At 46.1% G+C, this 13,028-nt stretch carries 9 protein-coding genes; 8 read left to right on the forward strand and 1 reads right to left on the reverse strand.

Going from position 1 to position 13,028, the window contains the following annotated elements; all coding sequences use genetic code 11:
* Positions 1-295: 295 nt before the first annotated feature.
* From secE to rpoC, 8 genes are all read left to right on the forward strand, one after another.
* Entirely contained in the window at positions 296-676 is a 381-nt protein-coding gene (gene secE, locus RJ47_RS12745; RefSeq protein WP_038140692.1) for a preprotein translocase subunit SecE, read from the forward strand.
* Positions 677-689: 13 nt separating this feature from the next.
* The gene (gene nusG, locus RJ47_RS12750) at positions 690-1,238 is read left to right on the forward strand and encodes a transcription termination/antitermination protein NusG (protein WP_008078233.1); all 549 of its coding nucleotides are present in this window, start codon (positions 690-692) and stop codon (positions 1,236-1,238) included.
* Positions 1,239-1,382: 144 nt separating this feature from the next.
* Positions 1,383-1,811 carry a 50S ribosomal protein L11 gene (gene rplK, locus RJ47_RS12755; RefSeq protein WP_008078231.1) on the forward strand — a complete coding sequence of 143 codons (429 nt, stop codon included), beginning with the start codon at positions 1,383-1,385 and terminating at the stop codon, positions 1,809-1,811.
* A gap of 4 nt (positions 1,812-1,815) precedes the next feature.
* Positions 1,816-2,520, forward strand: a complete 705-nt coding sequence (gene rplA, locus RJ47_RS12760) for a 50S ribosomal protein L1 (protein ID WP_038140688.1) — start codon at positions 1,816-1,818, stop codon at positions 2,518-2,520.
* A 301-nt stretch (positions 2,521-2,821) separates the two neighbouring features.
* The gene (rplJ, locus tag RJ47_RS12765; RefSeq protein WP_005476296.1) at positions 2,822-3,316 is read left to right on the forward strand and encodes a 50S ribosomal protein L10; all 495 of its coding nucleotides are present in this window, start codon (positions 2,822-2,824) and stop codon (positions 3,314-3,316) included.
* Positions 3,317-3,373: 57 nt separating this feature from the next.
* Positions 3,374-3,742: a 50S ribosomal protein L7/L12 gene (gene rplL, locus RJ47_RS12770; protein WP_005476299.1), complete on the forward strand. Its 369-nt coding sequence runs from the start codon at positions 3,374-3,376 to the stop codon at positions 3,740-3,742.
* 231 nt (positions 3,743-3,973) lie between these two features.
* Positions 3,974-8,002: a DNA-directed RNA polymerase subunit beta gene (rpoB, locus tag RJ47_RS12775; RefSeq protein ID WP_038140685.1), complete on the forward strand. Its 4,029-nt coding sequence runs from the start codon at positions 3,974-3,976 to the stop codon at positions 8,000-8,002.
* A gap of 91 nt (positions 8,003-8,093) precedes the next feature.
* Positions 8,094-12,296, forward strand: a complete 4,203-nt coding sequence (gene rpoC / locus RJ47_RS12780) for a DNA-directed RNA polymerase subunit beta' (protein ID WP_005476288.1) — start codon at positions 8,094-8,096, stop codon at positions 12,294-12,296.
* 149 nt (positions 12,297-12,445) lie between these two features.
* On the opposite strand, the gene RJ47_RS12785 is transcribed toward rpoC, so the two are convergent.
* Positions 12,446-12,940: an Rsd/AlgQ family anti-sigma factor gene (locus RJ47_RS12785; protein ID WP_039484236.1), complete on the reverse strand. Its 495-nt coding sequence runs from the start codon at positions 12,938-12,940 to the stop codon at positions 12,446-12,448.
* Between the last annotated feature and the right edge of the window lie 88 nt (positions 12,941-13,028).

Genomic DNA, 13,028 nt, shown 5'->3' on the forward strand with positions numbered 1-13,028 from the left:
GCTAAGATCTTCGACTAATTCTTTACGAATAGCTGAAGTCTTCGGAAAAATCTTTGAATAAGATTTGACGAACCAGTAGCAAAAAGGGCATCATTTGATGCCCTTTTTCTGCACTAAATATAATGTTTGCCGATTTCTTGTCCAAGCAAGCATTAAGCAGGATTTTTTGGTCGTGATGTTATGTCTCGATCAATGAAAAGAGTACGTCAATCGATTACGATTGTCGTTTCATGGATTTGCCCTGCAACAGCGGGGTTGTTTTCGTCTATATTAAGACTTGTGACAGGTTGGTTTTATGAAAGCTAATAATGCTGAAACTCCTGATAGCTCAAATGGCGCAGATATCTTCAAGTGGATTGTCACTTTTGCTCTGCTAGCTGCCGCTGTTGTGGGTAATTACCTGTATGGTGAAATGTCTGTAGTGGTTCGCGCTGCAGGCGTTGTTGTACTTATTGCTGCGGCACTAGGTGTTGCTGCTACAACAACTAAAGGTAAAGCTGCGATCGATTTTGCTAAAGAATCTCGTATGGAAGTTCGCAAAGTGGTTTGGCCAACGCGTCAAGAAACTATGCAAACAACTTTGATCGTTTTAGCTGTAAGTATTGTAATGGCTCTAGCGCTATGGGGCATTGACGGCATTATGGTTCGTCTTGTCGCTTTAGCGACTGGGGTATAGAGGGTTTTTATACATGAGTGAAGCTCCAAAAAAACGCTGGTATGTGGTTCAAGCCTTCTCTGGATTTGAAGGTCGTGTAGCTCAATCTCTTCGCGAGCATATCAAAATGCATAGCATGGAAGAGCTATTTGGTGAAGTTTTAGTCCCTACTGAAGAAGTAGTGGAAATGCGCGCAGGTCAACGTCGTAAATCTGAGCGTAAATTCTTCCCAGGTTACGTCCTAGTTCAGATGATCATGAACGATGAATCATGGCACCTAGTACGCAGTGTGCCGCGTGTCATGGGCTTCATTGGTGGTACCTCTGACCGTCCAGCTCCTATCACTGATAAAGAAGCTGACGCTATTCTTAACCGTCTTGAGAAAGCGAGTGAAGCTCCTCGTCCACGTACTATGTACGAAGCGGGTGAAGTGGTACGTGTTACAGATGGTCCATTTGCTGACTTCAACGGTACTGTTGAAGAAGTGGATTACGAGAAGAGCCGCCTGAAAGTGTCTGTGTCGATCTTTGGTCGTGCAACACCAGTTGAGCTTGAATTTGGTCAGGTTGAAAAACTTGATTAAATAACGACCTTTTTAGGGTTGTATAAGGCGCGAATTATGACTATAATTTCGCGCCTTTTTACTTCTGATGAAGTAAAAAGAATTTTACGTAAACGGGGAGCTGATCAGTCGATTGGCGTTTGAACCCAAAACTTAGGAATTATCATGGCTAAGAAAGTTGAAGCTTACATCAAGCTACAAGTTGCAGCTGGTATGGCGAACCCAAGTCCACCAGTTGGTCCTGCACTAGGTCAACACGGTGTTAACATCATGGAATTCTGTAAAGCGTTCAACGCGAAAACAGAATCTATCGAGAAAGGTCTACCTACTCCAGTTGTTATCACAGTATACAACGACCGTTCTTTCACGTTCGTAACTAAGACTCCACCTGCTGCTGTTCTTCTTAAGAAAGCTGCTGGCGTTAAGTCTGGTTCAGGCCGTCCAAACACTGAAAAAGTGGGTACTGTAACTGACGCTCAAATCCAAGAAATCGCAGAAACTAAAGCTGCTGATATGACTGGTGCTGACATCGAAGCAATGAAGCGTTCAATCGCTGGTACTGCTCGTTCAATGGGCCTAGTGGTAGAGGGTTAATAAGATGGCTAAACTAACTAAGCGCATGCGCGTAATCCGCGAAAAAGTTGACGTAACTAAAGAATACGAAATCAACGAAGCTGTAGCTCTTCTTCAAGAACTAGCGACTGCTAAATTCGTTGAGTCTGTAGACGTTGCTGTTAACCTAGGCATCGATGCTCGTAAATCTGACCAGAACGTACGTGGTGCAACTGTACTACCTCACGGTACTGGCCGCGAAATCCGCGTTGCAGTGTTCACTCAAGGTGCAAACGCTGAAGCAGCTAAAGAAGCTGGCGCAGACATCGTTGGTATGGAAGATCTTGCTGAGCAAGTGAAGAAAGGCGAAATGAACTTCGACGTAGTTGTTGCTTCTCCAGATGCAATGCGCGTTGTAGGTCAACTAGGTACTATCCTAGGTCCTCGCGGTCTAATGCCAAACCCTAAAGTTGGTACTGTAACTCCTAACGTTGCTGAAGCGGTTAAGAACGCTAAAGCTGGTCAGGTTCGTTACCGTAACGACAAAAACGGCATCATCCACACTACTATCGGTAAAGCAAACTTCTCTGCTGAGCAGATCAAAGAGAACCTAGAAGCTCTTCTAGTTGCTCTGAAGAAAGCTAAGCCATCTTCAGCGAAAGGTACTTTCCTGAAGAAAGTAAGCATCTCTACTACAATGGGTGCTGGTGTTGCTGTTGATCAGGGTAGCCTGAACACTCAAGCAAGCTAATAAATTTGCTTAGGCGCAAAATTAGTGTATAATTCTGCGCCTAATATTTGTGGTTGGGGCTGAACTTTGGTTCATTAAATTCTTTTTGAATTTAGTCTGAATTATGACCCAGTCTCCGTCCAAGACCGTAGGTGTTTGAATTTGTTTTACAAGTTTAAACTTAATATTTCCTACGTAGATGGTGCCCGAACTGACAGAAAGCTCTATGTAAATAGTTAACTTTCTTCTGGGAAGCACCTAAATAACTCTCACTGTCGTGATGATAGTGAGCGGTGTAACGACAACCAGGAGTAAATCCAAGATGGCTTTAAACCTTCAAGACAAAAAAGCAATTGTTGCTGAAGTCAACGAAGCTGCCAGTGGTGCACTTTCTGCAGTTGTAGCTGATTCTCGTGGCGTAGAAGTAGGCGCTATGACTTCACTACGTAAACAAGCTCGTGAAGCTGGTGTTTACGTACGTGTTGTTCGTAACACGCTTATGCGTCGTGCGGTTGCAGGTACAGACTACGAATGTCTAACTGAGACATTTACTGGTCCTACTCTAATCGCATTCTCTAACGAGCACCCAGGTGCTGCAGCGCGTCTTTTCAAAGACTTCGCTAAAGAGAACAAAGACTTCGAGATCAAAGCTGCTGCATTTGAAGGCGCGCTAACTGACGCTGAAGTACTAGCGACACTACCAACTTACGACGAAGCTATCGCACGCCTAATGATGTGCATGAAAGAAGCTTCTGCAGGCAAGCTGGTACGTACTATCGCTGCACTACGCGACCAAAAAGAAGAAGCTGCTGCTTAAGCCTTGCTTTTCACTGGTTGCTATTTAAACTTATTGTTGATTTAAAAGAGAATTGTTATGTCTATCACTAACGAGCAAATCCTAGACGCAGTTGCAGAAATGTCTGTAATGCAAGTTGTTGAACTAATCGAAGCAATGGAAGAGAAATTCGGTGTTTCTGCTGCTGCTGCTGTTGTAGCTGGCGGCGCTGCTGCAGGCGAAGCTGCTGCTGAGCAAACTGAATTCGACGTAATCCTAGAATCTGCTGGCGGTAACAAAGTTGCTGTAATCAAAGCAGTACGTGGCGCAACTGGCCTAGGTCTTAAAGAAGCTAAAGCTCTAGTAGACGGTGCTCCAGCACCTCTTAAAGAAGGCATCGAGAAAGACGAAGCTGAAGCTCTTAAAGCTCAGCTAGAAGAAGCTGGCGCAACTGTTGTTGTTAAGTAATTATTACTTAAGCTTCTTAGCCTAACGGCTATGGCTGGTGGTTTTATAACCACCGGCCTTTTTGCGCTGTAGGGGTTAGGTGATTTTTCCGCTGTTTAGGCGCCTACCTCCAAGCAAAAAACATTTCATTATCTCTTAACGAAATGTCACTACAGTTAAACAGTTGTTCAGTCACTGTCTCATAACGATTGGAGACAGTTTGGGTCACTTATCAGCGAGCTGAGGAACCCCATGGTTTACTCTTATACCGAGAAAAAGCGCATCCGTAAGGACTTTGGTACTCGTCCACAAGTTTTGGACATTCCATACCTGCTATCGATCCAGCTCGATTCGTTCGAAAAATTCATCGAACAGGATCCTGAAGGTCAATACGGTCTTGAAGCTGCTTTCCGTTCTGTATTTCCAATTCAGAGCTACAACGGCAATTCCGAGCTGCAATACGTTAGCTACCGTCTTGGTGAGCCAGTTTTTGATGTTAAAGAATGTCAAATCCGCGGCGTAACTTATTCAAAACCTCTACGCGTTAAACTACGCCTAGTTATCTTTGATAAAGACGCGCCAGCAGGTACTGTAAAAGATATTAAAGAACAAGAAGTCTACATGGGCGAAATTCCGCTTATGACAGACAATGGTACCTTCGTAATCAATGGTACCGAGAGGGTTATCGTATCCCAGCTGCACAGAAGCCCTGGCGTATTCTTCGACAGCGATAAGGGTAAGACCCACTCATCAGGTAAAGTTCTTTATAACGCACGTGTTATTCCTTACCGTGGTTCATGGCTTGATTTCGAGTTTGATCCTAAGGATAACCTATACGTACGTATCGACCGCCGTCGTAAGCTACCAGCATCTATCATTCTTCGCGCACTAGGTAAGACGACAGAAGAGATCCTGGACATCTTCTTTGAGAAGGTGAACTTCGAAGTTAAAGATCAAACTCTACTTATGGAGCTTGTTCCTGATCGTCTACGTGGTGAAACTGCGTCATTCGATATCGAAGCAAACGGCAAAGTTTACGTTGAAACTGGTCGTCGTGTAACTGCACGCCACATCCGTCAGCTTGAAAAAGATGGCGTTGATCATATCGAAGTACCTGTTGAGTACATCGTAGGCAAAGTTGCATCGAAAGATTACATCAACGAAGCGACTGGCGAGATCATTGTTGGTGCAAACCAAGAGATCAGTCTTGAAGCACTAGCGAACCTTTCGCAAGCTGGCCATAAAGCACTAGAAGTTCTATTTACGAACGATCTAGACCACGGTCCATTCATGTCAGAAACGCTACGTATCGACAGCACTGTTGATCGTATTTCTGCACTGGTAGAAATCTACCGCATGATGCGCCCTGGCGAGCCACCAACGAAAGAAGCTGCTGAAGCACTATTCGAAAGCCTATTCTTCTCTGAAGAGCGTTATGATCTATCGACTGTTGGTCGTATGAAGTTCAACAGCTCTATCGAACGTGAAGATGCCCAAGAGCAAGGCACACTTGACGAGCAAGATATCGTTGAAGTGATGAAGAAGCTTATCGCTATCCGTAACGGCATCGGTGAAGTGGACGATATCGACCACCTAGGTAACCGTCGTATCCGTAGCGTTGGCGAAATGGCAGAAAACCAATTCCGCGTAGGTCTAGTACGTGTTGAGCGTGCTGTTAAAGAGCGTCTAAGCCTTGGTGACCTTGATGCAATCATGCCTCAAGATCTTATCAACGCTAAGCCTATCTCTGCTGCGGTTAAAGAATTCTTTGGCTCTTCACAGCTGTCTCAGTTCATGGACCAAAACAACCCGTTATCAGAAGTTACGCACAAGCGTCGTATCTCTGCATTGGGTCCTGGCGGTCTAACTCGTGAACGTGCTGGCTTCGAAGTACGTGACGTACACGTAACACACTACGGTCGTCTATGTCCTATCGAAACGCCTGAAGGTCCAAACATCGGTCTGATCAACTCTCTATCTGCGTTTGCGCGTTGTAACGAGTACGGTTTCCTAGAGACTCCATACCGTCGCGTAGTAGATGGCGTAGTAACAGACGAAGTAGATTACCTATCTGCTATTCAAGAAGGTCAGTACGTTATCGCTCAGGCGAACACGGTTCTGACTGAAGAAGGCACATTTGCTGAAGAGCTAATCACTGCTCGTCAGAAAGGTGAATCTGGCCTACACCCACGCGAACATGTTGACTACATGGACGTTGCAACTAACCAGGTTGTATCTATCGCTGCATCGCTTATCCCGTTCCTAGAACACGATGATGCGAACCGTGCATTGATGGGTGCGAACATGCAACGTCAGGCTGTTCCAACACTTAAGGCTGACAAGCCTCTCGTTGGTACTGGTATCGAGCGTAACATCGCCGTTGACTCTGGTGTTACAGCGGTAGCGAAACGTGGTGGTGTAATCCAGTCTGTAGATGCTTCTCGTATCGTTGTTAAAGTTAACGAAGACGAGCTGATCCCTGGTGAAGCGGGTATCGATATCTACAACCTAACTAAATACACTCGTTCTAACCAAAACACGTGTATCAACCAGCGTCCATGTGTGATGCCGGGTGAACCAGTAGCACGTGGCGACGTTCTTGCTGATGGTCCTTCAACAGACCTTGGTGAGCTAGCGCTTGGTCAGAACATGCGTATCGCATTCATGCCTTGGAATGGTTACAACTTCGAAGACTCGATCTTAGTATCTGAGCGCGTAGTTCAAGAAGACCGTTTCACTACGATCCACATCCAAGAGCTATCTTGTGTGGCGCGTGATACTAAGCTTGGTGCTGAAGAAATCACAGCTGACATTCCAAACGTAGGTGAGTCTGCTCTGTCTAAACTAGACGAGTCAGGTATCGTTTACATCGGTGCGGAAGTGAAAGGCGGTGACATCCTTGTAGGTAAAGTAACGCCTAAAGGTGAAACTCAGCTAACGCCTGAAGAGAAGCTACTACGTGCTATCTTCGGTGAGAAAGCGTCAGACGTTAAAGATACGTCTCTACGCGTACCAAACTCTGTATCAGGTACGATCATCGACGTTCAAGTATTTACTCGTGACGGTGTTGAAAAAGACAAACGTGCACTTGAAATTGAACAGATGCAGCTTAAAGAAGCGAAGAAAGACCTTACTGAAGAATTCCAGATTCTTGAGGGGGGCCTTCTAAACCGTGTTAAAGCTGTACTCATCGACGGTGGTTACACTGAAGCGAAACTAGACGCTATTGATCGTAAGAAGTGGCTAGAGCTAACGCTTGAAGACGATGCACAACAATCACAGCTTGAGCAACTTGCTGAGCAGTGGGATGAGCTAAAAGCTGACTTCGATAAGAAGTTTGAAACTAAGCGTCGTAAGATCACACAAGGTGATGATCTAGCACCTGGCGTATTGAAGATCGTTAAGGTTTACCTAGCGGTTAAACGTCGTATCCAGCCTGGTGATAAGATGGCGGGTCGTCACGGTAACAAGGGTGTAATCTCTAAGATCAACCCTGTTGAAGACATGCCTTACGATGAGAAAGGTCAGCCGGTTGACATCGTACTAAACCCACTGGGTGTACCATCGCGTATGAACATCGGTCAGATCCTAGAAGTACACTTAGGTCTGGCAGCGAAAGGTATCGGTGACAAGATCAACCAGATGGTGAAAGAGCAGCAAGAGCTTGCTAAGTTCCGTGACTTCCTACAGAAGGTTTACGATCTTGGTGAAACTCGTCAGAAAGTAGACGTAGCGTCTCTATCTGATGATGAAGTTCGTACGCTGATCAAGAACCTACGTGGTGGTCTACCGATCGCGACTCCAGTATTTGACGGTGCTTCTGAGCAATCAATCAAAGAGCTTCTGAAACTGGGTGATCTTCCAGAATCAGGTCAGCTTAAGCTGTTTGATGGTCGCACTGGTGACGAGTTTGAGCGTCCAGTAACTGTTGGTTACATGTACATGCTGAAACTGAACCACCTTGTTGATGACAAGATGCACGCTCGTTCAACTGGTTCGTACAGCCTAGTAACTCAGCAGCCACTTGGTGGTAAAGCTCAGTTCGGTGGTCAGCGTTTCGGTGAGATGGAAGTATGGGCACTAGAAGCATACGGTGCTGCTTACACGCTTCAAGAAATGCTAACGGTTAAGTCGGATGACGTTAACGGCCGTACTAAGATGTACAAGAACATCGTAGATGGTAACCACAGCATGGAACCTGGCATGCCTGAATCGTTCAACGTATTGTTGAAAGAGATTCGCTCGCTAGGTATCAACATCGAGCTAGAAGACGAAGAGTAATCCCTTCTTTCTAAATAGAAAAAGAGATTATTTGGTAGAAGGTGCTCACTTTTGCGGGTGAGCTCCTTTTAACTCCTTACAGGAGCTGATTGTGAAAGACTTATTAAACTTTCTAAAAGCGCAGCATAAGACCGAAGAATTTGATGCAATCAAAATCGGTCTATCTTCACCAGACATGATCCGTTCATGGTCTTTCGGTGAAGTTAAAAAACCTGAAACGATCAACTATCGTACGTTCAAGCCTGAGCGTGATGGTCTGTTCTGTGCGCGTATCTTTGGTCCAGTAAAAGACTACGAATGTCTTTGTGGCAAATACAAGCGTCTGAAACACCGTGGCGTTATCTGTGAGAAGTGTGGCGTTGAAGTTACACAAACTAAAGTTCGTCGTGACCGCATGGGCCACATCGAGCTTGCATCACCAGTTGCTCACATCTGGTTCCTAAAATCACTACCGTCTCGTATCGGTCTACTAATGGATATCCCTCTACGTGATATCGAACGTGTTCTTTACTTCGAAATGTACGTAGTAACTGAACCAGGTATGACGGATCTAGAAAAATCTCAGATGCTTACTGAAGAAGAGTATCTGGATCGTCTAGAAGAGTGGGGTGATGAATTCACGGCTAAGATGGGTGCGGAAGCGATCAAAGACCTACTTGCGTCTATGGATCTTCCAGCTGAAATCGAAGAAATGCGTGAAGAGCTTCAGTCTACTAACTCAGAGACTAAGCGTAAGAAGATCACTAAGCGTCTGAAGCTAGTTGAAGCGTTCGTTCAATCTGGTAACAACCCAGAGTGGATGATCCTAACTGTGCTTCCGGTACTTCCGCCAGATCTACGTCCTCTAGTTCCACTAGACGGCGGTCGCTTCGCGACTTCTGATCTGAACGACCTATACCGTCGCGTAATCAACCGTAACAACCGTTTGAAGCGTCTTCTAGAGCTAGCGGCTCCGGACATCATCGTACGTAACGAAAAACGTATGCTGCAAGAGTCTGTTGATGCACTTCTAGATAACGGTCGTCGCGGTCGTGCGATCACAGGTTCGAACAAACGTCCTCTGAAATCTCTTGCTGATATGATCAAGGGTAAGCAAGGTCGTTTCCGTCAGAACCTTCTAGGTAAGCGTGTAGACTACTCTGGCCGTTCTGTAATCACAGTAGGTCCATACCTTCGTCTACACCAGTGTGGTCTTCCTAAGAAGATGGCACTTGAGCTATTCAAACCATTTATCTACAGCAAGCTAGAGACTCGTGGTCTTGCGACGACAATCAAAGCGGCTAAGAAGATGGTAGAGCGTGAAGAAGCGGTTGTTTGGGATATCCTAGACGAAGTAATCCGTGAACACCCAGTACTATTGAACCGTGCACCTACACTTCACCGTCTAGGTATTCAGGCGTTCGAACCAGTACTGATCGAAGGTAAAGCGATCCAGCTACACCCACTAGTGTGTGCGGCATACAACGCCGACTTCGATGGTGACCAAATGGCGGTTCACGTGCCTCTAACTCTAGAAGCACAGCTTGAAGCTCGTACACTGATGATGTCGACAAACAACATTCTGTCGCCAGCGTCAGGTGATCCGATCATCGTACCTTCTCAGGACGTTGTATTGGGTCTTTACTACATGACTCGTGACAAGATCAACGTGAAAGGCGAAGGTATGTACCTTGCTAGCCCAGCTGAGGCTGAGAAGGCATACCGTACTAAGACTGCTGAGCTACACGCTCGCGTTAAAGTTCGTATCACTGAGACTGTTAAAGACGAAGATGGCAACAGCACTACAGAGACTAAGCTAGTTGATACAACTATCGGTCGTGCAATGCTATGGCAAATCGTGCCAGCTGGTCTTCCGTACAGCATCGTTAACCAAAAGCTAGGTAAGAAGCAAATCTCTAACCTACTTAACGAGGCGTACCGTAAGTTAGGTCTTAAGGACACAGTAATCTTCGCTGACCAAATCATGTACACAGGTTTCGCTTACGCGGCACTTTCTGGTGTCTCTGTTGGTATCGACGACATGGTTGTACCTGCAGCTAAGTACACTGAGATCGAAGAAGCGGAAGCAGAAGTTCGCGAAATTCAAGAGCAGTACCAATCTGGTCTTGTAACTGCGGGTGAGCGCTACAACAAAGTGATCGATATTTGGGCATCGACCAACGATCGCGTAGCGAAAGCGATGATGGAGAACCTATCTTCTGAAACTGTTGTTAACCGCGACGGTGATGAAGAGCAGCAAGAGTCATTCAACAGCATCTACATGATGGCTGACTCGGGTGCTCGTGGTTCTGCAGCTCAGATTCGTCAGCTAGCAGGTATGCGTGGTCTGATGGCGCGTCCAGATGGTTCAATCATCGAAACGCCGATCACTGCGAACTTTAAAGAAGGTCTAAACGTCCTTCAGTACTTTATCTCAACGCACGGTGCTCGTAAGGGTCTTGCGGATACGGCACTGAAAACAGCGAACTCGGGTTACCTGACTCGTCGTCTAGTAGACGTTGCTCAAGACGTTGTAGTTACAGAGCACGACTGTGGCACTCACGAAGGCGTTCACATGATGCCTCACATCGAGGGTGGTGATGTTAAGGTTGCTCTTACTGAACTTGCTCTTGGTCGTGTAGTTGCTGAAGACGTTCTTAAGCCAGGTACTGAAGATGTTCTGATCCCACGTAATACTCTAATTGATGAGAAGTGGTGTCAGATCATGGAAGAGAACTCTGTAGACAGCATGAAAGTGCGCTCAGTTGTAACATGTGACACTGACTTCGGTTGTTGTGCACAGTGTTACGGCCGTGACCTAGCACGTGGTCACCTAGTGAACCAAGGTGAAGCAGTCGGTGTTATCGCTGCTCAGTCTATCGGTGAACCAGGTACACAGCTAACGATGCGTACGTTCCACATCGGTGGTGCAGCATCTACTGCAGCAGCAGAGAACAGCATCCAAGCTAAGAACACAGGTACTGTTAAACTTCACAACGCGAAGTTTGTAACGAACAAAGACGGTAAGCTTGTTATCACTTCTCGTGCATCTGAACTAACCATCATTGATGAGTTCGGCCGTACGAAAGAGAAACACAAACTGCCTTACGGTTCTCTACTGACTAAAGGCGACAACGACGCAGTTGAAGCTGGTGAAACAGTAGCTAACTGGGAAGCGCACACTATGCCAATCATCACTGAAGTGGCAGGTCGCATCCAGTTCGTAGACATGATCGATGGCGTAACAGTTTCTCGCCAAACAGATGACCTAACAGGTCTATCTTCAAGCGAAGTCACTGACGCAGCAGCTCGTCCATCTGCAGGTAAAGATATGCGTCCAGCTATCAAACTTGTTGATGCAGCAGGCAACGACGTAATGATTCCTGGTACTGAAATGCCAGCTCACTACTTCCTACCTGGTAAAGCGATCGTGAACATCGAAGACGGCGCAGAAGTAGGTGTGGGTGATACACTTGCACGTATTCCTCAGAAGTCTGGCGGTAACAAAGATATCACCGGTGGTCTTCCACGCGTTGCGGACCTATTCGAAGCACGTAAGCCAAAAGAGCCTGCGATTCTTGCTGAGAAGACGGGTACTGTTAGCTTCGGTAAAGAGACCAAAGGTAAGCGTCGTCTAGTTATCACTCAAGAGAGTGGTGAAGCGTACGAAGAGATGATTCCTAAGCATCGTCAGCTTAACGTTTTCGAAGGTGAAAAAGTTGAGTGTGGTGATGTAATTGCAGATGGTCCAGAGTCTCCACATGACATTCTACGTCTACGTGGTGTACACGCTGTGACTGAATACATCGCGAACGAAGTTCAAGAAGTATACCGTCTGCAAGGCGTTAAGATTAACGATAAGCACATTGAGACTATCGTTCGTCAGATGCTACGTAAGTGTACAATCACATTTGCTGGTGATTCTGAGTTCCTAGCAGGTGAGCAGGTTGAATACGCGAACGTTAAAGTTGCTAACCGTCAACTAGAAGCAGAAGGCAAAGAGCCAGCACGCTTCGAACGTGAACTACTAGGTATCACGAAGGCGTCTCTAGCGACTGAATCGTTCATCTCTGCAGCATCGTTCCAGGAGACAACTCGCGTACTAACAGAAGCCGCGGTTTCTGGTAAGCGTGATGAGCTACGTGGTCTGAAAGAAAACGTAATTGTTGGTCGTCTAATCCCAGCAGGTACAGGTTTCGCATACCACCAAGAGCGTCAAGCTAAGCGTGTAGAAGAGCAAGAAGGTCCTTCAGCTGAACAAGCGACAGACAACCTTGCAGCACTGCTTAACGCAGGTTTCTCATCTGACGAGTAATCGCAGATAAAGAAATGACAAAAGGCACCTTCGGGTGCCTTTTTTGTGTCTATATCATGGGACTTTTGTTGCTGATAGCAGTGCCTGGAGGAAAGCATGGGGTCAACGTGTTTACGTTAACCCGTCGTGATGGCAAGTTATTTTCCTGGTTATGCGCCCGGTGGGATGGCTAAGCTGTCAGCGATCAACTGAATTAAGCTGTCTTCTACCTCAAAACGCATTTCTAACACTTCACCAACTGAGGACATGTCGGCTTCGAAGTCAGGCAGTTCATCTTCTGCGCTGACATTAACGTACTTGTCGTTGAATTCCAAAAGTGGGTCGGTAGTGAGTACAATCTTGGCGTAGGCGGCATCAATCTCGTTGTTTGTCTTAAAGCCGGTAGCTTGCCACTTTTCCATCACCATGTCGTAAATTTTGAAATGGCCTTCGGAGATGTAGTCGACAACGTGATCGCAAAAAGAGCTAATTTGCTTAGGAGAAGGGAGTTCAGCCACGTTACTGTGCCCATTGACGGGCTGGAGAGAACCGAGTTTACAGTATTCAACAATCAGTGATTGTCGAGTTTCTAGCCAATGGTCAATGACTTCACTTGAGCCACCCCACTGTTCTTGTGTTCTTTTTAGTTTATTTAGCATGACCATGCCCTCATGATCGGATCACACTCCGGTGATCATTACGCTTTGTAGTAACAAAGCTGTTCTAGAGATACAACCTCTTGTCCTTACTAGA

The organism is Vibrio sinaloensis (assembly GCF_000808535.1).
In the GTDB taxonomy this organism is placed as follows: Bacteria; Pseudomonadota; Gammaproteobacteria; order Enterobacterales; family Vibrionaceae; genus Vibrio; species Vibrio sinaloensis_D.

Bases quoted from the DNA above. Each gene is read 5' to 3' on its own strand.
- rpoB (WP_038140685.1), top strand. From the start codon at position 3,974: ATGGTTTACTCTTATACCGAGAAAAAGCGCATCCGTAAGGACTTTGGT.
- RJ47_RS12785 (WP_039484236.1), bottom strand. From the start codon at position 12,940: ATGGTCATGCTAAATAAACTAAAAAGAACACAAGAACAGTGGGGTGGC.
- rplL (WP_005476299.1), top strand. From the start codon at position 3,374: ATGTCTATCACTAACGAGCAAATCCTAGACGCAGTTGCAGAAATGTCT.
- rplJ (WP_005476296.1), top strand. From the start codon at position 2,822: ATGGCTTTAAACCTTCAAGACAAAAAAGCAATTGTTGCTGAAGTCAAC.
- rplA (WP_038140688.1), top strand. From the start codon at position 1,816: ATGGCTAAACTAACTAAGCGCATGCGCGTAATCCGCGAAAAAGTTGAC.
- nusG (WP_008078233.1), top strand. From the start codon at position 690: ATGAGTGAAGCTCCAAAAAAACGCTGGTATGTGGTTCAAGCCTTCTCT.
- secE (WP_038140692.1), top strand. From the start codon at position 296: ATGAAAGCTAATAATGCTGAAACTCCTGATAGCTCAAATGGCGCAGAT.
- rplK (WP_008078231.1), top strand. From the start codon at position 1,383: ATGGCTAAGAAAGTTGAAGCTTACATCAAGCTACAAGTTGCAGCTGGT.